The sequence below is a fragment of the Muribaculum sp. An289 genome (genome assembly GCF_002159555.1).
Taxonomy (GTDB): Bacteria; Bacteroidota; Bacteroidia; order Bacteroidales; family UBA932; genus Merdivivens; species Merdivivens faecigallinarum.
Genome location: NZ_NFIV01000006.1, coordinates 18,473 through 41,485, shown reverse-complemented (window position 1 = coordinate 41,485; position 23,013 = coordinate 18,473). Strand labels below are relative to the sequence as shown.

Annotated in this window: 18 protein-coding genes and 3 tRNA genes; 4 read left to right on the top strand and 17 right to left on the bottom strand. The window is 50.4% G+C overall.

What is annotated here, in order from left to right:
• Positions 1-84: 84 nt before the first annotated feature.
• A complete protein-coding gene (locus tag B5F83_RS06175) occupies positions 85-1,071 on the bottom strand; it encodes an FISUMP domain-containing protein (RefSeq protein ID WP_087278075.1) in 987 nt (328 codons plus the stop codon).
• A 306-nt stretch (positions 1,072-1,377) separates the two neighbouring features.
• Here B5F83_RS06175 and B5F83_RS06170 point away from each other — a divergent pair, with 306 nt between their 5' ends.
• On the top strand, positions 1,378-2,586 hold the full coding sequence (locus B5F83_RS06170; RefSeq protein ID WP_087278078.1) for an FAD:protein FMN transferase: 1,209 nt from the start codon (positions 1,378-1,380) through the stop codon (positions 2,584-2,586).
• 872 nt (positions 2,587-3,458) lie between these two features.
• Here B5F83_RS06170 and B5F83_RS06165 read toward each other — a convergent pair.
• Positions 3,459-3,546, bottom strand: a tRNA-Ser gene (locus B5F83_RS06165).
• A gap of 104 nt (positions 3,547-3,650) precedes the next feature.
• Between B5F83_RS06165 and mscL the strand changes: the two genes are divergently transcribed.
• Complete coding sequence (mscL, locus tag B5F83_RS06160) at positions 3,651-4,085, top strand: large-conductance mechanosensitive channel protein MscL (RefSeq protein ID WP_255376118.1); 435 nt, start codon at positions 3,651-3,653, stop codon at positions 4,083-4,085.
• Between the two features lie 35 nt (positions 4,086-4,120).
• Here the strand turns inward: mscL and B5F83_RS06155 are convergent, their stop codons facing one another.
• Complete coding sequence (locus B5F83_RS06155) at positions 4,121-5,308, bottom strand: sugar transporter (protein WP_087278081.1); 1,188 nt, start codon at positions 5,306-5,308, stop codon at positions 4,121-4,123.
• A gap of 119 nt (positions 5,309-5,427) precedes the next feature.
• On the opposite strand from B5F83_RS06155, the gene B5F83_RS06150 reads away from it, so the two are divergent.
• A complete protein-coding gene (locus B5F83_RS06150) occupies positions 5,428-6,024 on the top strand; it encodes a DUF308 domain-containing protein (RefSeq protein ID WP_087278084.1) in 597 nt (198 codons plus the stop codon).
• Positions 6,025-6,212: 188 nt separating this feature from the next.
• Here B5F83_RS06150 and B5F83_RS06145 read toward each other — a convergent pair whose 3' ends face one another.
• The 13 genes from B5F83_RS06145 to B5F83_RS06080 form a co-directional block, all read right to left on the bottom strand.
• The gene (locus B5F83_RS06145) at positions 6,213-6,629 is read right to left on the bottom strand and encodes a Fur family transcriptional regulator (protein WP_087278413.1); all 417 of its coding nucleotides are present in this window, start codon (positions 6,627-6,629) and stop codon (positions 6,213-6,215) included.
• 61 nt (positions 6,630-6,690) lie between these two features.
• A complete protein-coding gene (locus tag B5F83_RS06140) occupies positions 6,691-7,605 on the bottom strand; it encodes a cation diffusion facilitator family transporter (protein WP_087278087.1) in 915 nt (304 codons plus the stop codon).
• Between the two features lie 147 nt (positions 7,606-7,752).
• Positions 7,753-8,472 (bottom strand): ABC transporter ATP-binding protein, encoded by a 720-nt coding sequence (locus B5F83_RS06135; protein ID WP_087278090.1) that lies wholly within the window; start codon positions 8,470-8,472, stop codon positions 7,753-7,755.
• Positions 8,469-9,473 carry an iron ABC transporter permease gene (locus B5F83_RS06130; RefSeq protein ID WP_087278093.1) on the bottom strand — a complete coding sequence of 335 codons (1,005 nt, stop codon included), beginning with the start codon at positions 9,471-9,473 and terminating at the stop codon, positions 8,469-8,471. The genes B5F83_RS06135 and B5F83_RS06130 overlap by 4 nt, the downstream gene beginning before the upstream one ends.
• Positions 9,474-9,507: 34 nt before the next feature.
• Positions 9,508-10,659, bottom strand: a complete 1,152-nt coding sequence (locus B5F83_RS06125; RefSeq protein ID WP_087278096.1) for an ABC transporter substrate-binding protein — start codon at positions 10,657-10,659, stop codon at positions 9,508-9,510.
• Positions 10,660-10,772: 113 nt separating this feature from the next.
• Positions 10,773-11,762 carry a lysine exporter LysO family protein gene (locus tag B5F83_RS06120; RefSeq protein ID WP_239383835.1) on the bottom strand — a complete coding sequence of 330 codons (990 nt, stop codon included), beginning with the start codon at positions 11,760-11,762 and terminating at the stop codon, positions 10,773-10,775.
• A 171-nt stretch (positions 11,763-11,933) separates the two neighbouring features.
• Positions 11,934-12,020: transfer RNA gene (locus tag B5F83_RS06115), tRNA-Ser, on the bottom strand.
• A gap of 252 nt (positions 12,021-12,272) precedes the next feature.
• Positions 12,273-14,396 carry a fimbrillin family protein gene (locus B5F83_RS06110; protein WP_087278099.1) on the bottom strand — a complete coding sequence of 708 codons (2,124 nt, stop codon included), beginning with the start codon at positions 14,394-14,396 and terminating at the stop codon, positions 12,273-12,275.
• A 145-nt stretch (positions 14,397-14,541) separates the two neighbouring features.
• Positions 14,542-15,558, bottom strand: a complete 1,017-nt coding sequence (locus B5F83_RS06105) for a fimbrillin family protein (protein ID WP_087278102.1) — start codon at positions 15,556-15,558, stop codon at positions 14,542-14,544.
• A gap of 79 nt (positions 15,559-15,637) precedes the next feature.
• Entirely contained in the window at positions 15,638-16,684 is a 1,047-nt protein-coding gene (locus tag B5F83_RS06100) for a DUF5119 domain-containing protein (protein WP_087278104.1), read from the bottom strand.
• On the bottom strand, positions 16,681-17,955 hold the full coding sequence (locus tag B5F83_RS06095; protein ID WP_087278107.1) for a DUF3575 domain-containing protein: 1,275 nt from the start codon (positions 17,953-17,955) through the stop codon (positions 16,681-16,683). Before B5F83_RS06095 ends, B5F83_RS06100 begins: the two co-directional genes overlap by 4 nt.
• 249 nt (positions 17,956-18,204) lie before the next feature.
• Positions 18,205-19,404 (bottom strand): site-specific integrase, encoded by a 1,200-nt coding sequence (locus B5F83_RS06090; protein ID WP_087278112.1) that lies wholly within the window; start codon positions 19,402-19,404, stop codon positions 18,205-18,207.
• Positions 19,405-20,382: 978 nt separating this feature from the next.
• Positions 20,383-20,467: transfer RNA gene (locus tag B5F83_RS06080), tRNA-Ser, on the bottom strand.
• Positions 20,468-20,920: 453 nt separating this feature from the next.
• Between B5F83_RS06080 and B5F83_RS06075 the strand changes: the two genes are divergently transcribed.
• Positions 20,921-22,285, top strand: coding sequence for an Ig-like domain-containing protein (locus B5F83_RS06075; protein ID WP_087278363.1), 1,365 nt, complete (start codon positions 20,921-20,923; stop codon positions 22,283-22,285).
• A gap of 119 nt (positions 22,286-22,404) precedes the next feature.
• Here B5F83_RS06075 and B5F83_RS06070 read toward each other — a convergent pair whose 3' ends face one another.
• The gene (locus B5F83_RS06070) at positions 22,405-23,010 is read right to left on the bottom strand and encodes a signal peptidase II (protein WP_087278366.1); all 606 of its coding nucleotides are present in this window, start codon (positions 23,008-23,010) and stop codon (positions 22,405-22,407) included.
• Positions 23,011-23,013 lie beyond the last annotated feature (3 nt).

The window sequence follows — 23,013 nt, the reverse complement described above, 5'->3', positions numbered from 1 at the left end:
TAAAAATTTTCAATCACTAAAATTTTTCAATCATTAAAATTTCCAATCATTTTATCCTGTCCGTCGGAATCCGTCGGGACATCATCAGTTGCCGCTGTTCCTGACACACCTTACATTAGCACGGAAATCGCCGGTGCCGTAACTGATTTTCAAGTCGGAATCGGTATAATAAATATAATGGTACAGTCCTCCGTTTTCATACGCATCAGCAGACCAGAAGACCGCATATTCACTGAATCCTATGAATTCGCCCATGCTATGATAGCCACCCGGAAGTGCGCTGAAACCGCTTTCATTGCCCGGTTCGCAATCCGGAGAATATTCCCAGATTTTCTCCCCGCAGAAAAGCGCATCGGCCATCAGGGCTGAAGAAACTCCGAAATATTCCTTGCCGGAATCCTCTCCGCCGGTTTCCGAAGTGAACGACAGCGCCAGGGTGGCCCAATCCTCCTCTGTCGGAACATGCCAGCCCTCAGGGCAAATCGCCCCTCCTTCATATTCCGAAGACATGATTTCATCATAAGTATAATAACCTCCTAAGACCGACCACATTACGGAATTTTCAAGATATGACAGTCCGGCGCCCTTGTATGCAAGGTTTGTAATGAACCAATCGGTCCCGCCTACCGTCACATACCTGTATTCCCTTCCGTCCCTTGGGTCGATAAATACCTGCATGCCTGGAATCTCGCCTATATAAAGCGAGGTATTGAACAGCGTATCGATGACATTCACATATTTCGTAGTCGGATTGTCGTAATATCCCTCGCAGAACGCCGTGCACCTCAGCCTGTATTTTCCTGTCTCGTCTCCGAATTTGAAACGGAACACATCCGTAGTATCGTTCTCGTCCACAATGCCTTTCAATGTCCAGAAATATCCGAGACCTTCTTCAGGCTCGGTAACCCCGCCGGCTTCGAGGGCCCACTCCGAGCCAATAGCCACATAATCGTCTATGTCTATTATCGGGTCGCCCTCCATCATGAGGTCTACATCCGACAGGTCATCCTTCTTGCACCCCGCCAGGACCGACAGGGAAAGCAAAAATATAATAATATGTCTCAGATTCATCTCTTTGTAAAATCCTTGTCCTTAGTTCATATATCCGTCGCCGGGCATCCGCCGTTCCGACATCCCCCGGACACCCGTCCGGTCCAACATCCCCGGGCACCTGTCCTGTTCGACATCCCCGGGCACTGTCCGGCCAATACAATGCAAAGTTCTAAAAAATTCCGTTCCGCACAAAAAAAACCGTATATTTGTTTGTTCATGGATGTACGGCACGGCTGTTTTCAGTTTTCATGCAGGCCATCGCATACGAAAATCATGCCTCCGTACGATATAAAAACTTTGTAATACGATATAAAGACTTTGTAAATGAAGAATATATTTGCATTCCTGGCAATTTTGGCCATAACAGTCTCCTGCGGGGGAAACGAGGACTACTACAACATTGAAGGATACGCCCAGGGAGGCACATACAGGATTACCCTGCGGAGCGACCTGAAAAAATGCAAGGAATTGCAGGAGGGCGTGGAACGGATACTTGCCGACATAGACAACTCCATCTCGGGCTACAACCCTTCTTCCGCACTGTCCATGTTCAACGGAAATTTCAACGGGAACAATGAGGGACCTTGCCACACATCTGACAGCGGAGTGGCCGGCAGCGGGATGTCCGGCAGCGAAGTGCCCGGCCGGAATCCGATACTTACAGACATATTCGCATTGTCGGAAAGAATCTACCGTGAATGCGGAGGATATTTCGATGTATCTTCCGGAGCACTTTTCGATGCCTGGGGTTTCGGCTTCAAAGAGGGGACATTCCCGGACATGGCAGACATAGATTCGATAATGGATTTTACCGGAATGGATAAAATCATATTCCGGGACGGCCGCCTCGTAAAGACCGACCCGAGGGTAACGCTCAATTTCAACGCGATAGCCCAGGGCTACACCTGTGACATCATTGCCGGATATCTTGCCGGGGAAGGCATAACCGACATGCTCGTAAACGTCGGAGGCGAAATCTTCTGCCGGGGCGTGAATCCGTCGGGAAAGGAATGGACCATAGGCATCGATGCGCCCATAGACGGAAACATGGTAGCGGGAGAAAAACTCCAGACCGTCATAGAGATACCCGTCTCGGAAAACGGGACAGGAGTCGTAACTTCCGGGAATTACAGAAAATTCTACATCAAGGACGGAAAAAAATATTCGCACACCGTCAATCCGAAAACAGGCCTGCCCGTAGAACACAACCTGCTGAGTGCAACCGTGATTTCGGACAACGCTTCGGCTGAAGCCATTCTGGCTCTGGCGGACGGCCCTGGAATTACTGACGGCACCGAAGTTACTGACAGTACCGGAATGGCTGATGGCACCGGAAAAGCCACGGATGCCGGAATCGGGAAATGTACCGCCCTCGCCGACGCACTTGCTACCTACATGATGGTGGTGGGAGTGGAGGAAAGCATCGCTTACGTGCAGAATCACCCGGGCATCGAAGCCGTCCTGATTTATGAAGAGGACGGAGCCATAAAAACATGGATGAGCGAGGGGGTAATTGTCTCCGGAGAAAAATAGAGAGCGGCTGTATGTAAGGACATGCAGCGAAGTGGAACGGACGGGACACTTTTTTCCACCCCATAGCCAGCCACTATTCTTATAAAGTGCTGATAATAAACAATTTATAAAAATCACATCTGCGCTTGGGTACTTTCTGAGGCACCCAAAGACAGCCTGCGTTTTTGTAAGTCATTGATTATCAATTATTCCAAAAGAAGCCAAATGGCTGTGGGGTGAAAAATAATACGACAAATTCCCATTTTTCCTCCTCATTCCGCGCCTTCGGCTTTGCAAGCGAGCTTGAAGCCGAAAGACCCGCCGCGCTCCCTCATCGGGATTGTGCTCGCCCGGGAGGGCTGCGCATTCCCCTACCGCTCGCCGCGGGGCCCTTGCAACAAGGAGGAACGGCTGGGACAAAACGGCTGATATGCGGAGCATATCATGGCTTTTCCGCGCCTTCGGCTTTGCAAGCGAGCTTGAAGCCGAAAGACCTGCCACGCTCCCCCATCGGGATTGTGCTCGCCCTGAAGGGCTGCGCATTCCCGTATCGCTCGCCGCGGGGCCCTTGCAACAAGGAGGAACGGCTGGGACAAAACGGCTGATATGCGGAGCATATCGTGGCTTTTCCGCGCCTTCGGCTTTGCAAGCGAGCTTGAAGCCGGAGGACCCGCCGCGCTCCCTCATCGGGATTGTGCTCGCCCGGGAGGGCTGCGCATTCCCCTACCGCTCGCCGCGGGGCCCTTGCAACAAGGAGGAACGGCTGGGACAAAACGGCTGATATGCGGAGCATATCATGGCTTTTTTTTGCACCTCCGGCTTTGCAAGCGAGCTTGAAGCCGGAGGTGCAAAAAAAAGCCGCATTCCAAAGGAATGCAGCCGTTTTTTCGTTGCGGAGAGATCGGGATTCGAACCCGAGATACGATTTTGTCGTATACACGCTTTCCAGGCGTGCCTCTTAAGCCACTCGAGCATCTCTCCTGAATGGGAGTGCAAATATACGGAGAGTTTTTGTATTTTTTCAACTTTAAAAAATTGTTTTGATTTTTTTGCCGGATTTTCACTGGAAAATCGCAGGATTTTTCATTGGAACATCGCCTGTTTTTCCGCGTGATTTTCGGGAAACAGACGAAAACGTAATCGAAATGGCTGTCGGTGTGATCATCGGCGGCGCATTCGGAAAAATCGTAACTTCATTGGTATCCGATGTGGTAATGCCCCCGATAGGGCTGCTCATCGGCGGACTCAATTTCAGCGACCTGAAATGGACCATGAAACAAGCCGTCACCGATGCAAGCGGAGCCGTAATAAGCCCTGCCGTGACACTGAACTGGGGCAACTTCATCCAGGTGACAGTGGATTTCCTGATAATCGCAATCGTTATTTTCGCGGCAATCAAATTCATCAACCAGCTCACGAAAAAGAAAGCCGAGGAGAAGCCGGCACCGGCTCCTGCACCTGAACCGGACGATGTGAAGCTGCTCGAAGAAATCCGCGATCTCCTGAAAGAGAAAAAATAACAGCAAAGAAAATAACGGCCGGCCTGCACGGCAGGTCAGCAGTGTCGCCTTGCAGGCGGGCATACAAAAAGGAAAACCAGCGAAGCCAGGACACCTATGAGCCCGCCTGCATATCCTATTGCTGAAACCGAGAAATGCGAGCATACAAGTCCTCCTATCAAGGCCCCGGCGCCTATGCCCACATTGTATATCCCGGAATAAATCGACATGGCCACGGCCGCCCCGCTGGAAGGGGAACACCGGATTACTTCCGACTGGAAGACAAGGTTGAGGAACGATATGGCCAGCCCCCAGAAGAGGCAAAGGGCAATCATCGACACGGCATCGTACGAAGCCGCACCGAGCAAAAGCAGGAAAACACAGATGCCCATAACGGCATAGCCCATGAAGAACGAAGGCCGGGAAGCGTAATAACGGGCAAACAGGACACTGCCGGCAATGCCCATAAGCCCGAAAAGCATCAGCACCACGGTTATCCAAGCCTCCCCGAAACCGGCCGTACCCGCAAGGAACGGCTCTATATAGCTGTATCCTGTAAAATGGGCGGTCACCGCAAGGACGGTCAGCAGGTATATGTTGCGCAATGAAACGGACTTAAAAAGGGACGGCACCTGTTTCCAGGAAAACCCCTGCGAACCGGAAAGTCTGGGAAGCAAAACGGCAAGCAGAACCAGGACGGCGGCGGCAATCAGGGCTATCGCCGCAAAAGTCATGCGCCAGCCGAGATATATTCCCACGGTCCTGCCCAAAGGCAGGCCGACAATCATGGCTACGGAACTTCCGGACACAATCATGCCCAAAGCCTTTGAATCATGCCCGGGCGGGGCTATCCTGACAGCGAGCGGAGTCACTATGGACCAGAAAATCGCATGCGAACAGGCCACCACTACACGCGAGGCCATAAGCATCCAATAGCCGGAAGACAATGCGGACATTGCCTGCCCCAGCATGAAGCACCCCACGACACAGAGCATGAGCTTCCGTGCCCCGATTCCGGATGCAGCCACCATCAGAGGCAGCGAAGCGGCCGCCACGACCCACGCATAGGCGGTAATCAGCATGCCCGCCTTGGACTCGGTTATGGAAAAATCCTCCGCAATCCCGCTAAGCAGGCCTATCGGCACAAACTCGGAAGTATTGAAAATAAAGGCCGCAAAGGTAAGACCCAACACCGGCAGCCAATCCCGCGCGGGATTTCCCGCAGCACACAACCGTACCCCCATACAAAATCCATTTTCAAAAAAACGCGCAAAATTAGCACATAATTTGCGATAAAATTTTCTTTGGCTGTCGGATTTTACAGACACCACATAAAAAGTTTCAAATAAAAATCAAATCGGAGATGGAAAATTTTATTGAAAACCTTATGGGAAAAGCCGGGAAAGCCATCCGTCACTGGTGGCTTCTGCTGATTTCCGGAATACTTACAATAGCGGCAGGCATTGTGGTATTCTGCTTTCCGGCCGAAAGCTACATCACGCTGAGCATCATGTTCGGCATACTGATGCTCGTAAACGGAGTTACCGAGCTGGCCGTTTCATTAAGCAGCCGGAATTATTTCATGATGAGAGGTTATGCGATTGTCGGGGGAATCCTGGACCTGATACTCGGTATCTTCCTGTGCGTTTACCCGCAAATCACCCTCGTCCTGCTGCCGGTCATCCTCGGAATCTGGACCCTTTACCACAGCCTCATGGCCATCGGATTCGGAGCCGACCTTAATACATTCAAGGTAAAAGGCTCGGGCTGGGCCATTGCTGGAGGCATACTGCTCATGCTCTTCGCCCTTCTGATACTCCTGATGCCGTCGACAATAGGTGTCGCGACAGTAATCGTACTCACGGGTTGCGCCCTTATCGCCTCGGGAGCGATAATGATTGCCGTATCACTGAGACTCAGGAAGATACACAATTATTTCCACTACAAGGACGTAGAATAAAGACAGGAAGGACATGGAATGAAAACAAGGGACTGTGTCAAAATGAATTTTGGCGCAGTCTCTTTCGGTGTGTAAGAATTGATAAAATGCAAGGCATTGAGGGTGAGGGCGACAGGAGTTTACTTCCGTAAATGACTTAGCCCGAATCCCGATAATAACGCAGCAGTTTGCAATTCTTACACACCGCCTTATTTTTTCGAACAATCCTTACACAACCCCTTGACTATATAATTGGCCGAAACCGTCACGAAACCTTCGGGAAGCTCTACCGGAGGAATCGGAATAGAGGACAGACAGATTGTCTTATGGCATTTTTCACAGAAAAAATGGACATGCATGTCATCCACGGAACATTCGTCCTCACCAGTACAGACCTCGTACTTCAGCGACCCGCTTCCATCATCTATGACATGCACCAGATGATGGGCGAGAAAGAGGTTTAAAGTACGGAAAATGCTGGATTTGTCCACCGTCCCGAGTATCGCTTCGAGGTCGGCGAGTGAAACAGGGGACGAAGACGACATGACCGCTTCCAGAACCAGCAGACGGTTTGGCGTAGACTTTATATCGCGGCTCTTCAATTTTTTTACGACTCTTTCTGACATAATTTCCATTCCTTTTCTGACATGATTTCATCCTTACTCAATCCGTTTTCATACGGTACCGTCACCGGTTGCCACCGCAACAATCGCAGTGCATGTCATGGCATGGAGTCCCTTCGAACTCGACTTCCAGAGTGGCATGCGCGATGCCCAATCCGGAAAGACGGCTTTTCACCCGCTCCTTTACCGCTTCCATGTCGGTTCCCGGACGTAAGACTATATGCGCGGTAAGAGCTATTTCCGTAGTACTGATGGCCCATACATGGACATGGTGCATGCCCGCGACATCCTTGTCGGAGACAATGGCCTGTCTTACCACATCCATATCCACCGACTCTGGAATGCCGTCAAGCGACAGCCTTACGCTCTGCGAAAGCAGTTTCCACGTAGAGACAAGAATCACCGCCGCTATGATGATGCTTATGACAGGGTCTATCAGGTAAAATCCGGTAAACATCATTACAAGGCCCGAAATGACAACGCCGACAGACACAAGGGTATCGGCCGCCATGTGCAGAAAAGCCCCTTTCACATTCAAATCCTTCTTCTGGCTCTTCATCAGAAGCCACGCCGTAAGGCCGTTTACCACGATGCCGGCTCCGGCGGTCCATGAGACGGCGGCTCCGTTGACAGCCTCCGGATGGGTGAATTTATGTATGCTCTCCACGACTATGGCCCCTACGGCCACAAGCAGTATGATTGCATTCAGCAGGGATATCAAGACGGTACTCTTTTTATAACCGTAGGTATATTTTTCGGAGGAATGCACCCTGGCCAGCTTGAAGGCCACAAGGGCCAAAAGCAGGCTGAATACATCACCGAGATTGTGCCCGGCATCCGAAAGCAGGCCGAGCGAATTCTGCGTGAAACCCACCAGGGCTTCTATTGCCACGAAAAGAAGGTTCAGGACTATCGATATTATGAATATCGAATCCAGGGACTTTATCTCATGGACATGCTCATGCGGATGATTTTCCATAATTTTTTTTTAATTTTAAAAACCTTCAACGGGCCGTGAAGCGGCCTTTCGGATGCAAAGTTAAACCATTTGGATTTGCAAACGTATTGCAAATTCGAGAAAGGACGCCACGGATTCGGAAACCGAACTGCCAATTCGAAAACCTGGCTACGGCTTCCCATAACCGAAGACCTCCCCTATCCTTCCGCTTTCAACCATAGCGGCCACAGACATGAACTCCAGCCTTCCCCCATCGAGAAGCATGGCAAAATCGCACATCCCGAGCGCAATCTCGAGCTCATGGGTAGAGCAGAGCACTGTCTTGCCCTCATCATGGGCAAGGCCGGCAAGCAGCGAGCACAAATCCCGGCGGTTTGGATAATCGAGAAAAGATGTCGGCTCATCCAAAAGAATCACCGGCGTATCCTGCGCAAGGGCCCTCGCTATCATGACACGCTGGCACTCCCCGTCGGACATCCTTTCCATCCGCCTGTGCGCGAATCCCTCCATTCCCGTCAATTCGAGGGCATGCAGGACAATCTCCCTGTCCTTATCGGAAAGCCTGCCGTCCCAGCCTGTATACGGGGCTCTGCCGAGAGACACGAGCTCAAGACAGGTCATGCCGGGAACCCTGACACGCTCGGTGGAGACATAACTTACCGCCGATGCCAGCCTGTACTGTGGAACACTCCCCACATCCACGGAGTCCGCATATATTTTACCGGAATAATCCCTTTTCGCACCGCAGATGGCCGAAAGCAAAGTGCTCTTGCCGGAACCGTTGCGCCCGAGCAGGGCCGTAAAGGAACCGTCGGGTATCTCCGCACACGCATCACGGACAAGCAGCCTGTCCCCGTAACCTATCGAAAGCGACTCGAACCGTATCATCTGAAAATATTTTTATTCCTCACAACCACCCACACGACTATCGGAATCCCGAGCAGGGAAGTTATCGTATTCACAGGAAAATTCATGGTTTTCGATATGAGGTCGCAGACAAGCATGGCCGCCGCGCCTACAAGTGTCGTGGCAGGGACGAGGATACGGTGATCCGAAGACGAGAAAACATATCTCGCCACGTGCGGCACCGCAAGTCCGATAAAACCTATCGGGCCGCAAAAGGCTGTGACCGACCCGGCAAGAAGTGTCGTGGACAGGAAAACCATTGTCCTGCTACGTTTTACATTCAATCCCATCGTCCGCGCATACTTCTCCCCCAACAAAAGGAGGTTGAGAGGCTTGACTGCCGCCACGGCCAATACCATGCCCGCAAGAAAGACAGGGGCGAGCAAGGCCAGCTGCGTGTAAGTGACATCCCCCAATGCCCCCATCGTCCATATCACGAACGACTTCAGAGCGGATTCATTGCTGACATACTGCAACACCTGCACTATGGCGCTGACTCCCGAAGAAAACATCATTCCGAGAATCAGTATCACCATTATGTCCTTGATTCTGCGGCTGACGGCGACTATTACCGCCATGACGGCGGCCGCACCGAGCCACGCCGCACCGGCAACTCCGAAAGAAGAAAGCACCGGAGACATGCCTCCCGCCACTGGCAGGCCTATGATGAGCAGGGCTGCGCCGAGGCTCGCCCCAGAAGTCACGCCCAAAACGGAGGGTCCGGCAAGGGGATTCTGGAAAAGTGTCTGCATCTGAAGTCCGCTCACCGAAAGTGCGGCCCCGGCAATCACGGCCACTATGGCCTTGACAAGACGGATGTCGATGATTATACGCTCGTTGACAGACCCGTCCCCTCCTCCGGTCAAAACTGCCGCAATCTCTGCCGGGCTTACCTTTACACTCCCGAACATGAGGTCGGCAATGAAAAGTGCGAGTGTCAGCAGCGAAAAGACTACGAAAAGTATTTTTACCCTTGCGGACATGCTTATCTTATTCAAATTTTCCTATTCGATTTTCCTATTCGATTTTCCGATAATAATACAACGGACCCGACTGCGCAAGCAAGCCCGGATGGAAGATGTTTATCAGGTCTTCAAGGATAATGTCCGGATGCATTATCCCGGACTCCCAGAAGTCATCGCCACCATGTTCATTGAGCCTGAGGTTGTTGTTGTAAACCCGGCCTTCCTTAATGCACGGCACATCCGCAAACTTGGGAAGTTCCGCCAACAGGGCGGCCTTGGAAGCCACGCGACCGGTGTTTATCCAATAATCGCACTCGTTTACAAGCCTGTAGGCCTCCTCGATATCTATCGTGCGTGAAACCTCGGTCGTATCTCCGGGATAAATGTAATCCGCACCGGCATCAGTTATCAGCCTGCCTACATAGCTTTTCGGAGGGGACATTATCCATGCGTCCCCGTAAGGTATGTTCACCATGACCTTAGGCCTGTATGCCGTTTCGGAGGCAACGGCCTTCAGGCTGTCATACCGCTTCGGAATACGGTTGAACACTTCGATGCCTTTCTCCCTGCAACCGATTATTTCAGCCACAGGGATGCACCATTCGGCCTTTCCGAGAGGGGATTCCTCCATATATTCCCCTATGTACATGAACGGAATGCCCAACTCTTTCAGTTTTCCTTCCATTCCGCTCGCTCCGGTAATCCCGTACAGAAGCACTATGTCGGGAGCCGATGCAAGAAGCATTTCATAATCGGTGTTGCCGTCATAACCTACATCCGTTATCCTGTCCCTGTTGGCCTGTATATACGGATTGGTTATGAAATCCATTCCCGAAACCGCACTCACCCTGCCGACCTCCCCGAGGGCATCGAGCATGGCAATGTATGAGGAAGACAGACAGACTATCCTTTCCGCATCGCCCTCAAGCACCTGTCCTTTGAAACCTTCCGGGGCCTTCTCTCCATTGCGCGCTATGAAAAGCGACCGCGTTTCCCCTCCGGCACCCTGCCACGGGGTGAAAGTAGTGATTATCACGCTTTCCTTCCCCTCAGCCGCGGATATTCTGAAGCCTCTGGCATATTCAGGGACATAGACGGTTTCGTTCCACTGCGACAGGCCGCTTCCCCCGGCACAAGAGACGAGGGCACCTACAACAACGGTAGCGGCAACGGCGGCAAGGAAAAATATTATTTTCTTAAACATATTTTCATAAAAATTTACGGCAAAAGTAGTAAAAATTGTGCTCGATAGTACTACCGCGCACATCAATCAGCCCCACAACGCATTCTGACGGGCATCCGTGTGCTCGGTGGTAATCACACCGCACAAAAAAACGACACGAAAAACGGCACGCAGAAATCAATGACTGCGCCGTGCAGGACTGCCACGAAAGCCCACTGTCTGCCACTGGCCGAGGTTATCGAAGGAAGCAAAACGTCCATCGAGGCCGCGCCGCCCACGCAAATCGGAGCGAACGGGCCGGCAAGCCTTGTCATCAGAGGGGCACCGACAAGAACGGCTATTTCCTTGAACAAATTGGTAAGCAGGGCTACCGTACCGAGCCAGGCGGCGGCAGCGGCCCCGACCAACGGTGCCTTCAGCTGGGTAATCAGGACGGAGGACAGCGAATAATAAGTAAAACCGCTGCCTACCGCCAGGCCGTCCGGCACGGACAGGCCACCGGTCACGCAAGCGGGCATACCACAGGGCATGCCAGCAGCCATGCCCGACAGGCCTATCAGCCATGCCGCCAGGGCGGAAAACGAGAGTGTCCCGACAATGGTGGCAAGCGGGATAAGTAGCAGTTTCGGGCGCATGGTTCTGATTATCTCGGAAAAACGGCTGTCGCTTCCTACGCTGAGGCCTACAAAGAACAGCAGCAGATACAGAGCCCATTTAGACACTTCCCCGACCGGGAAAGACTCAGGAAAAAACTTCAGGATTCCAGCCGCCAGGCCTGCCGCAAAAAAGACTATTATCACGAAACTGCCTTTCAGGCCTCCCTTGGCCCGCTCTCCCCCGCTTGAGCCTTCAGTCTCACGGCTTTTGAAAAACAGCCTGTAGACCGCCCAGGCGGCAATCATCGCCCCTGCCGTACCGAAGAAAGCAAAGATGAAGGCCACTAAGCCTACCTGCGCAAAGCCATACACTATGTCGTCATTCATGCCGGCCGAAAGCCCGAGCACGAACAAGAGAAACCACACCATATATTTTATGGCGCTACCGCAACGATGCACAGCTTCCACCTTCCGCAACAGGAAACCTGCAACAGCGGCAATCAGCATTATGGTTATCGGAACGAACATCTGCCCCTGCATTCATAAAATCCGGCCGCAAAATTAAAAAAAACGCGCCAGATGCAAAAGGATGCCGGAACTGTCATGGCACTGCCCGGTATAAATCAAACACCCGACTTTACATTTTGGGTGTAAAATCGGGTGTTGAATTTGCAAATCCCTGATTCTCAAGATTCATTGCGGAGAGACAGGGATTCGAACCCTGGGAACAGTTACCCGTTCACCGCATTTCGAGTGCGGCCCGATCGACCACTCCGGCATCTCTCCTTGACAAGCAGCCTTGTTTTCAAGGCGCAAATATACGACTAATTATCAAATAATGTCCATTTATCAAAAGATAATTGCCATAAAAACCGATTAAGCCGTTTCCCGGTCGGACTGAATCTCGCCAGGCAGTTGCAATGGATACCGCATGGACCGGTTCCGGATTGGCAAAAAACGGAGCCGGTCACGAGTCTGTTGCGACTACACGGGCCGGCTCCTTTCTATAAATTGAATATCAGTGCATTACTGCCAATTTTAAGGAATAGGCTTTTTACGTACCGCGCGGACATGATGGTATACATTACGTTTTTCGACTGAAGTCGACCCTCCGGCAGTATATATATATGCATTCTCATTATGCTCATCTTCAGCAACATAATTTGTAGAAGTCCAATAGATACCGTCCAAAGCATATTCGCCTGTATCCTGCATCCTCGACGCCTCGTTTTTTGAAGGGAGATACCAAACAAGGTCTTCTTCAGCAAGAACCGGCACCTCTATTGTTTCACTCCCTAGTCCACTTGATTCTATCGTTACACCAAACTTATTCTTCATAACACAGGCACGGGCGGCGAATTCTTCAGGATTCAAAGGCAGGACATCGGTTGTCGTCCCGCCCCAATCTTCAAGGATACTCATCAGCGTAGCCACATCGCTTATTCCATTGAAGTTATAGAGTTCATCCGTATTTCTCTTCCCATCATCTTCACTTGTAGCTACAAGCACCTGAGGGACTGCGTCGAAATTAATAGTGACTGATGTAATAGACAGTGCCCAGGTTTCTTTTGTAACAAAATTGTTATAATCCGTAAACCATGAGAGGTATGCATTAAGAAGTGCATTCTTTATTAAATCAAGCAAGCCTGCATTACGCATATTATAAGTTATCTTCATTCCATCCGGCCACATGAATCCCCAAGGATAGTCGGCGTCCTCGATTCGCTCGCAGCCGAGGTCACCGTTCCAGCTCGGGCAGAGTTGGGAGATTGTGAATATACGAGGAATGGCATTCGGCATGTTCGTAGGACGAAGTTCGAGATTGACTTCACGGGTAGTCTCGCCCACGTTCTCCTCAAGAAAAGCCAATACGGTAATATTGTCGCCTACGGCAGTACTGCTTATGGAGGCCCCTCCCCTGTCGCGCTCAATCCAAAAACCACGACGGGTAAGGACTGTATGTTCAGTACGGAGGGTTACCGAAGGGTCTGTAGAAGTCAGAGTCCAGCCACCCGGTATATTACCGGCCTTGATATTGATAGGATAAATCACATAGTGAGCATCCTGGATTTCCGGCTCCGAAGTAAATTCAAGGTCATACTCCGGCGTAATGGAGAGTTTGTAGGTTACGGTCATGCCCTGGGGCCAGCGGGAGCCCGCAATGGAAACCGTCATCGGTTCGCGCTCCTGGCCGGTCACGCCGTCAACGAAAACCACCTCGACTTCGGCACCGTCAGGCAGGGTCTGAGGAACCATCATGAAAGTGCCTTCAGGCTTGGTAAGAGGGCTGTCGTCGGGCTCATTGCCGGTAGTGGGAAGCCCCAAATCCTGCTTGAAAGAGGCTACGCCGTCATTCAGAGCCCATGTATCCGAGGCCATATCGTAAGACCCCGCATATTTTACATTCTTTAATTCCACGCTCTTTATAGTCCCTGGCTGCATCTCGCGGCCGAATTCGAATCTGATTGCGCTGCAAATATGCCTGAAACCAAGAGGCACTTCGGTATTGCTGTTTCCGGGTATATCGGAAGTCACGGCCACAACCACATCCTTCTGGTCGGCCACAGCCTGCGGAACTTCATAGCCCAGCACGGTATTTTCCGGGGATTCGGGAACGGAAGTAAAGGCCGCATCGACAGGAGCCCAAGCGAAGAAACGCAGAGTACGGTCCTCACCCGGCCAATAGTACACATTCCGGGTACTCCAGACACCCGCGTTCAGATTGTCCGCCACATCGTCCATATAGAAAACACCGACAGGCACGCCGGCATCGGTACAATGCGCCTGCACCCTGAAAGAGCCGTAAGTCTCAAGTGAAACGACCTGAGCCGAACGTGTCTCCGGAGCATCATTCCCGAAAGCCGATACCGATATTCCATCAGTAACCGTTGCACGGAGGCAAAGCGTATCGGAACTGTTTTCCGCACGCAGGACATAATACTCCGTATCCTTCACACTGGCCGCCCCTGTACCGGCAGAGGCTTTCGTCCAGTCCTCATCAGCCGGGGAAATCCCGAAACAGATATTGTCGCTGTGCTTCCCGACCCTGTCCTTGCTGCTTTCGATAATATCATCGCTGCACGACAACACGAGCAGGCATGAAAACAGTACCGCGGCCATGCCCGATATCGGAAAACGATGAAAACCTTTAAACCCTTTCATATTCTTTCGAATTTTGAATTCAACTGAAAATGAGGCAAAAACGCATCTTCTGCCATTTGCAGGTATAAGGGGACATTCAACCCCTTATACCCTATTATTTGTGGTTTTTTAATGGTATTCTGGAATTTACATTCCGGAACATGTATTATTCGCCATCCTCGGAATCAGGAATTTTGATATCATCACCGAATTCTCCCCAATCCTCAACACTTGCTTTGAACTCGATAGGGCAGAGCTGAGTGTCAGGGTTTACGTTAGCAGCACTGATGGTTGCGTTGAAGGAGTAGCTGCTGCCTGCTTCCCATGTAACAGCCGGAAGATTTACGATATGATTGTACTCATCGGTAACTCCACTGTGAACACGGGTGATTTTGAAGGAAAGCTGATATGTCTGACCCTCTGACATCACAGGAATCATATACTTGTGATCTGTCGCCTTGGTCTCGCCAGAAGCAAAATTCACAGCTTCCTCATCCAGGATTACATTGCCGAAAGCAAGTTCGGTCACGGCATTGTCACCAGCCAAAGCCCAGGTAGCCGTTTCACCAAGAGTTGCAACAGCCTTGTTGTTCGCATTGAGTACCTTCACATCCGTAACGTTGAGTGTAGAGTTATCGGCCATTGAGTTGGTGAATGTAAACCTTACGCGTGACAACAGGTGGTTGAACGTAAAGCTGATAGCCGCAGGGCACTGGTTCTCTGAAAGTTCTACAGGAGAAACAGCGTATGTACCGTCAACGTCATAAATCAAATCGGTAGTACCTTCACCGTTTGTAAAGTTGATTGATCCCCAAGTACCTACAGTTTCAGGAGCGTTCAGTGTCCATGCTTCGCTATTGGATGGAGCGACAGCTACGAAACTGTACTTGTAACCGTTTTCCCAGTATACAGGAGTGTCATAACTCCAAGAATTACCGTCTGCGCTTTTTACTTCAGTTCCTACGAACGGAGTACCTGTCTGGCCGTCTTTCTCCATCAGACCCCAAACCTGGAAGGAACGGAAAGTCTCGGAAGTAAGGTCGTCAGCAGCACCTTTTGTGCTGAGATTCACGAAACTGTCGAATGAAATAGCCTGCTTGCCGGCCACTTCAATTGTCTCGTCCTTGCTGCAACTTGCCAACACGGCTACGGCAGCCAAACCAATAAAAAAGATTTTTTTCATCTTAAAAAAATTAAAAGGTTAAAAATATGAGTAATAAAATTAATTGTCCTGTTTTCCTTTATTCGTATTTTTCCGGTTATTAAAACGGTATCTCTACGTCTTCGTATTCGCCCCAGTCATCGATATCCACGTCGAAACCAGAACCGCCCGACCAGCCTTCTTCATCCGATATCTCGATGCCGTCCACTATGATGACACCTCCCTGAGGCTGCAAAGCCACCTGATCCGTGACATCGAAATCGAAGGACTTGATATTGCCGTTTCTGAGCCTTACTTCCAGGTTCAGGGCGTAGGTATGCGGAGCCTTCACCGAATAATGCTCGTTAGGAAAATCCGGAACTCCGAATGAACGTACAAGAGCCTGTGTCCCGAAATCCTCAATCGTACAGTCGTACAATATGGTAGCCGGTTCTTCGGAGGTATGCCCGCTGTTCAGCCAGACCGATTCCGCCATGCCGGACAGCGCTCCGCGCGCCAGGGCCACATACTCCAGACCGTGGCTGAACTCGTAGCGCACGAGATATGTGAATACCAACGGATGCATGGTGACAGGCATTATGTCGGGTTCCATCGTAAGCTCGGCGACATATGACTCCTCATAATTGCCGTAAAGCATATCAGGGGCATTTACGGTATTTTCATTATATTCCTCCTCCGCAAACGGATTGCCCATGTAGGACGAGCGGGTACGTGTCCTCGTCGTAGCGCGTGCCGAAACGAAAGACTGCATGTCATCGAAGACTATGTATTCGGTATCATTATTATAGAACAACATCGAATGTTCCCCTGGTATCATCCTTACGGTTTCGCCTTCGGGGGCAATGTTAAGCATGTTGTTCGTACCATCGGAGTTATATACTACCACACGCAGGCCGCTCGGAATCTCCGGGCGCAGCGAATCGTAAGTCATTCCGAAATCCTGCCTCCAGCCGGAATAGGCCTCCCAATCCGTACCGCCTTCGTAGGTATACTGCCATTCCCTTTCGTACTCGGCCTCTATGGTCACCTCGGATTTAGGGGCGTGAGGCTCATGATCGAAGCACAATTCCTTATGCACGCAGGAAGAAAGCAGGGCTGGCGTTCCCGCAAGCGCGGCCACCAATAGTATTTTCATCGATTTTCTCATTTCGCGCCTCCCTTCATGTTGTTGACATTGCCGCGGCCGAGCAGCCATACGAGAGAGATTTCCGCCTTTGTCGGACCGAACCAGTGGCGGTTCTTCGTCGCCTCCCACACATAATGGCCGTCATGAGGTGTGTAGACGTAATATCTTCCTCCCCAGTAGCCTAAACCTATAGTAAAATCTATATTGAGCCTCCGGGCTATCGGAAGCGAGTAGCCGTATTCGATACCTACCGCATAATTAGGCGTGTCCCACAGCATTTTGCCAGGCGCACCTCCCATATATCCTTTGCCGCCCCATTCGAAGTCGTACGTGAACACCTGTCCGTAAACACCGAGATGATGGCCTGTAAGAGGCTTTTCATCAGCCTTTTTGCCGAACCACTTGCGTACACCGAGCTCGCCGCCGTAAATACGCCAGAACCTGTGATGCCTGTCGGAGTTCCACCAGCCGTACATCCAGTTGCCGGTTATGGACCAGTTCTTTCCAAGGTAGAACTCCACTCCGACATTAGGGACGGCAGCCACATCGTAAAGCATGTTCGTCTTTACTGCCATGTAGAAAGGCTTTTCGGGTCCCTGCGCTACCTGAGGCCTCTGCTGGATTGCGCCGGCAAGGAAGGCCGGTCTCTGCTCCTCAAGGGTCTCCATCGCCTGAAGCCCTTCCGGTTTCTCTACAGGCGGCTCCTTTTTGATAATGAATACGACACTGGCATTACGGATATGCGGATAGAAATGCTTCAGCATATATTGCCATGCACGGCCTCCCTGCAAATCCATCAAATGCTTCTTGCGGCTGTCCGTTATGGCGCCGTTATTATTATAGGTGTATTCGGGCACATTGAGCAATATGTTCAGCACCTCGTCTTTGTCCTGCATGTCGGATTCTTCCACCAGCCGTATCAGACGGTCCCATGCGAAAACGTCCTTGCACCTGACTATGATACTGTCCGGCAAAGAAATATGGCTGCGGACATATTCTTCCAGAGCCTTGCTGCGCTCCCCGGACAACCTCCTGTTGATGGCGATGGTTCCCTCCGGCGAAGCGGAGCCGCAGAACGAAACCTCTATCATATCAAAGGCCGAATCGCTTTTGAATTCCTCCAAAAACGATATTACCTCGGACAAACGCTCGGCATTGTCCATGTATGTCGTGTCCAGTGTTCCTTTGTTGATACGGAAATCCAAGAAAATTTCCTTACGGATTTCCTGACTGAACGCCTGTCCGCATCCAAACAAAATGAACACGGACAACATGAAAATCTTAATACGCATCTCCTATTCCTATTAAATCCCTCTCTTACCAAGAGAGGGATTTACCGCGCAAAAGTATTATATAAAAACTAAAAAACCAAAAATTTCGTTCAAAAAAAATTCAAAAAAAATTCAAACTGTTCTGCGAAACGGCATATTTGCATAACAGTCTGAATATAAAATTACTGATTATCAACACTCTTCTTTTTTCTGCCTTTCTCTTGGTAAGAGGGGACCTTCTCTTGGTAAAAGATATCGCGCCGCCCACATTCAATGCAGTTTTTTCAAAATCAGTCCGTTAGCATTGTCGATGGAAGCGTTGTCCAGAGAGGCGAGATAAATCTGTGTCGTGGTTTCCGAATCATGGCCCATTCCCTCGCTTATTATGGACAAGGGGATATTCTGGCTGCGGGCTATGCTGGCCCATGAATGCCGGCTGACATACATCGTAAGATTTATCTGAATGTCCGCCATGATTGCCACCATCTTCAGATTGTTGTTTACAAGCCGCAGGGTGTTCCTGTACTGCCGCCGCTCATTACCGGGCCTCTTAATAATCGGCAGCAGGTACTCCGTATTGTTTTCCGCATATTTTCCGACGATATCCTGCATGCATTTTTCCCATCTGATGTACAGGCGCTGGCCGGTCTTCCTCCGGCAATACGAAAGTACCCCGTTCTTAAGATCCGTTTTCCTGGCATAGGCCATGTCGACGAAAGACATTCCCCTGGTATAGAATGAAAACAGGAACATGTTCCTCGCAAAGTCCAGCGATGAATCAGGCGGCAGGCTGAGCTCCTTAATCCTCCTTATAGCCTCCAGGGGGATGGCACGCTTCACGGTCTTGCAGACCCCGGTGTACACATGCCTGAAAGGATAACGCTGTACCGCCAGATCCTTTTCCACGGCTCTGTTGTATACAGCCCGGAGAATCCTGTTATAGAAAGAAATCGTGTTCAGGGACACATGCCGGGACTTGAGATAGGCCTGGTACTCCATGATAAGTTCCGAGTCCATTTCATTCAGATACACATCTTCGCCGTTTCTGAAATGCATGAAACTTCTGAGCGCAGTAGTATAGGTCTCTGACGTCCTCTCCCGCCCAAGATGCTTGAGATGGGTTATCACATCTTCCATGAACCTGAAAAGGGACGGATTAGTGTCCGACTCATAAAAACACCTCACCACATCATCCGTGGTAAAATCCGTTTCAGTGTGGTTCAGTCTGTCAATCACCTCATTGAGATGCTCCATGTCATTGCTAAGCCTGTGTGCCACGGACAGGATCGCATTAGTGCGTTCCTTATGGGCAAGTACTACCTTCGATTGCCTTTCGTCCCATTCTTCCGGGAAAACCTTGCAATCGCTCGTGATTTGGCGCACGACCCTGTGGCGAGTTACGAGATAAATGATGCTGCCGGGACGGTTTACAACTGTCGACGGGCGGAATTTTACTTTAACCGTTGTCATAATTTTTTTGTTTAAAAATTGGTGTCTGATTTTTTCAGAAAATTTAAGAAACAGTTTAGAATTTCCTGCCCGAATCTACATTTGCGAAAGGGTTTGAGAATATAATCCACGGCGAAAGGCATGAAGACAATCCAGACGAAGGGCATGAAGACCGGACGAAGGGCATGAAGACCGAACGAAGGGTTTGAAGACAATCCAGGCGCACGGTCCGATTCAGCCATCCCTCGCATAATTCACTGTAAATCAATAAGTAATAAGACAAATTCCCAAAAACGGCTGTGGATTCTGAAGGGTTTTGAACACCCCGAAATCCACAGTCAGAAACTTTTACAACAGCATTAATTAACTGATTATCAGTACATATCAATACATTTGGGTTAAGTCGGGGTGTGCTCTGAACTAATATAAAAAACACCCGGCTTTACATTTTTGGGTGTAAAATCGGGTGCTGATTTTGGACCAGCGGATAATTCCGGTCGGAATCTTCCGTGGATTCATTTCTCGCCCGTGACCCGAACAAAATCAACTTTTTCTACCCCATAGCCATCCATTATTCTTGTAAAGAGTTGATAATAAGTAATTTATAAAAACCACATCTGTACTTGGGTACTTTCTGAGGCACCCATAGCCAGCCTGCGTTTTTGTAAGTTATTGATTATCAATCATTACAAAAGAAGTCTGATGGCTGTAGGGTGGAAAATGACATGACAAATTCCTATTTTCCCTCCTCATCCCACTTCCATCCCTTTTCCCAGCGAAGTCCACGTGAATGCCGCTCTGAACAAGGATAATTTACTATACTCTCATAAAATATTGCAAATCAATGAATTACATAGATATAACCAAAATTGACCTGTTCCCGGTTGTGCAAAATTATCCGCCGGTCCGCTTTTCCCTGCATGCCCGCTTGCAAGCAAGCTTGCGGAGCACATGCACAAAAAAAAGCCGCATTCCTACGGAATGCAGCCGTTATCATTGCGGAGAGGGAGGGATTCGAACCCCCGGAGCCTTTCAGCTCAACAGTTTTCAAGACTGCCGTAATCGACCACTCTACCACCTCTCCTGTGATTCCAACAAAACTAATCAAACCTTATCGGAACATGCTGTTCCAAAATTGGAGTGCAAAGGTAACATTATTTTTTCAAACTACAAAAATACTTTAAGGTACCGAGCGGAATCCGGCCTAAAACCGGACTAAAGCATACCCGTTTTCCCCGGATCCGTTTGGAATTTCAATGCCATTTATTAAATTTGTCACAGCGTAAACTGCCACAGCGTAAACAAGCAGATTGAAATATCGGGAATCATAAGAAAGGTGTCCTTCCGAAGAAATCGCCAAATTTCAAGTTATACGGGACACGTCGGCTCTCCCCTCCAAAAGGGGCGGGCCGCCATTCACTCCGGAAGGCATCGCCAAACGCCCGTTATACGTAAATGACGGCCCGCCTTTCTTTTTCAGAAGATGTTTAATGTATAACGTCCTAAGGCTGCCGGGGAACAAAAAACTCAAACTTTTATGAAATCATCATTTTTCATTGCCTCGTCGGCCATGCTTGCCCTTTGCCTGGCAGGGTGCAAACCGGACGAGCCGGTAAAACCGGAACTTGAAAGCCTGGCTTTCGGGAAAGCGGAAGTGGAACTCAATGTCGGGGACGTAGTCCTGCTCGAAGTGTCGGCGACCCCGGAAAATGCGAATTACGAACTCGTATGGAGCAGTTCCGATGAACAGGTCGCCGTAGTGGAGGACGGCGAAGTGACGGCGCTTTCGGCGGGGAAAGCCGAAATCACGGCAGGCTGCGGTGACATTTCGGCCACATGCACGGTCACGGTAACGGACGGGCAGGGAACAGTGCCCGGGACGAGTGTGGAAAATGTGATTGTCGAACCTACGGAAGCCGAAGTGCAAATCGGGGAGACATTGGAGCTCACTGTAAGGGTCGAGCCGGAGGATGCGGAATATGAAAGCATCGAATGGGCTTCTTCCGACACCGGCGTGGCAACTGTGGATTCAGAAGGCGTGGTTACCGGAGTTGCAATCGGGACTGCGGAGATTACTGCCATGGTAGACGGAAAGGCCGCTTCCAGCCGGATTTCGGTGACAGGCATTCCGGTAGAATCCGTAACCCTCGAACCTACGGAACTCAGGCTCAATGAAGGGGAAACCCATACGCTGACGGAGACTGTCCTGCCTGAAGATGCTACAGACAAAGGAATCAAATGGTCATCAGCCGATACGGGCATAGCCACCGTAGACGGGACAGGCCTTGTTACGGCCGTGTCGGCAGGCGAGACGACTATCACGGTAACCACCGACGATGGAGGCAAAACAGCCACATGCATGGTGACGGTAAGCAAAGGGCACGATTCGGTAGACCTCGGGCTCAGCGTAAAATGGGCCACCTGCAACATAGGCGCTGAAAACCCATGGGAATATGGAGATTATTTCGCATGGGGCGAAACCGAGCCTAAAGAAGAATACAGTATGGCAAACAATACGACTTTCGAAAAGACGATATCGGACATATCCGGCAATCCGGAATATGATGCCGCTGCCGCAAACTGGGGAGGCACCTGGAGAATGCCTACAAAGGCGGAAATGCAGGAACTTATAGACGAATGCGAATGGGAGTGGACGGAACTTGAAGGAGAGGCTGGTTACAACTTCACCGGACCGAGCGGACAATCCATCTTCATGCCGGCTTCGGGTTACATCAACAGCAAGACGTCCTACGATACGGAACGTTACGGTTATTATTGGACCTCCAATCCTGACGAATATAGCACTACGATGTCTTCTTATCTGAGTTTCAGCAGTTTCGGCCACCGCATAGACTTAGTCGGCCGCTACTTCGGGCTTTCCATACGGCCTGTTTCCGAATAGAAGACGGAGTTACAGGGAAATTGTAAAAAAGGCATGTGAAATGAGAAGCAGTTTAAAAGCCGCAATCACTTCACATGTCATTTTTCTTCATTGTCCGAAACCGTTGTCGTCCGAAACCGTCACTTCCTTCCGGCAAAATAACTGTACTGGAAGAATATCAGGTACAATGCTCCGCAGGTCACACAGCTGTCGGCAAAATTGAATATGGCCGTGAAAAACCTGAAAGGATGGCCTCCGATTACCGGCAGCCATTGCGGGAAAGTCGTGTCTATGATAGGAAAATAGAACATGTCCACCACCCTTCCGAGCATGAACGGCGCCTCTCCCCAAATCACTCCGTAGAAAAGGCAGTCGATGATATTTCCCACGGCTCCCGCAAGAATCATCGACAGTCCTACAAGCACTCCCGTAGGCACCGGACGATGCCCTTCCACGGGATTCCTGTCCGACTTCACCAGATGTGAAATCCACCAGATAAGGGCTCCGGCAATGACAAGACGGAAAGTGGTAAGGACATATTTTCCGGCCACTCCGCCGAGTTTCATTCCGAAAGCGAATCCCTCGTTCTCGACATAACAGATTTTGAACCAGTCGCCGAAAACATCGATGCTCTCGCCTATCGACATGTTCGTCTTGACCACGACTTTGATTATCTGGTCAATGACGAGCAACAAGATTACAAGGAGAGGAATCCACGTCCCGCGCGAAATACCTTTAGCACCCATCCA

Excerpts from the sequence above, each read along its gene's own strand:
- B5F83_RS06175 (WP_087278075.1), bottom strand. The coding sequence starts at position 1,071 with ATGAATCTGAGACATATTATTATATTTTTGCTTTCCCTGTCGGTCCTG.
- B5F83_RS06170 (WP_087278078.1), top strand. The coding sequence starts at position 1,378 with ATGAAGAATATATTTGCATTCCTGGCAATTTTGGCCATAACAGTCTCC.
- B5F83_RS06155 (WP_087278081.1), bottom strand. The coding sequence starts at position 5,308 with ATGGGGGTACGGTTGTGTGCTGCGGGAAATCCCGCGCGGGATTGGCTG.
- B5F83_RS06150 (WP_087278084.1), top strand. The coding sequence starts at position 5,428 with ATGGAAAATTTTATTGAAAACCTTATGGGAAAAGCCGGGAAAGCCATC.
- B5F83_RS06145 (WP_087278413.1), bottom strand. The coding sequence starts at position 6,629 with ATGTCAGAAAGAGTCGTAAAAAAATTGAAGAGCCGCGATATAAAGTCT.
- B5F83_RS06140 (WP_087278087.1), bottom strand. The coding sequence starts at position 7,605 with ATGGAAAATCATCCGCATGAGCATGTCCATGAGATAAAGTCCCTGGAT.
- B5F83_RS06135 (WP_087278090.1), bottom strand. The coding sequence starts at position 8,472 with ATGATACGGTTCGAGTCGCTTTCGATAGGTTACGGGGACAGGCTGCTT.
- B5F83_RS06130 (WP_087278093.1), bottom strand. The coding sequence starts at position 9,473 with ATGTCCGCAAGGGTAAAAATACTTTTCGTAGTCTTTTCGCTGCTGACA.
- B5F83_RS06125 (WP_087278096.1), bottom strand. The coding sequence starts at position 10,659 with ATGTTTAAGAAAATAATATTTTTCCTTGCCGCCGTTGCCGCTACCGTT.
- B5F83_RS06120 (WP_239383835.1), bottom strand. The coding sequence starts at position 11,762 with ATGTTCGTTCCGATAACCATAATGCTGATTGCCGCTGTTGCAGGTTTC.
- B5F83_RS06110 (WP_087278099.1), bottom strand. The coding sequence starts at position 14,396 with ATGAAAGGGTTTAAAGGTTTTCATCGTTTTCCGATATCGGGCATGGCC.
- B5F83_RS06105 (WP_087278102.1), bottom strand. The coding sequence starts at position 15,558 with ATGAAAAAAATCTTTTTTATTGGTTTGGCTGCCGTAGCCGTGTTGGCA.
- B5F83_RS06100 (WP_087278104.1), bottom strand. The coding sequence starts at position 16,684 with ATGAGAAAATCGATGAAAATACTATTGGTGGCCGCGCTTGCGGGAACG.
- B5F83_RS06095 (WP_087278107.1), bottom strand. The coding sequence starts at position 17,955 with ATGCGTATTAAGATTTTCATGTTGTCCGTGTTCATTTTGTTTGGATGC.
- B5F83_RS06090 (WP_087278112.1), bottom strand. The coding sequence starts at position 19,404 with ATGACAACGGTTAAAGTAAAATTCCGCCCGTCGACAGTTGTAAACCGT.
- B5F83_RS06075 (WP_087278363.1), top strand. The coding sequence starts at position 20,921 with ATGAAATCATCATTTTTCATTGCCTCGTCGGCCATGCTTGCCCTTTGC.
- B5F83_RS06070 (WP_087278366.1), bottom strand. The coding sequence starts at position 23,010 with ATGGGTGCTAAAGGTATTTCGCGCGGGACGTGGATTCCTCTCCTTGTA.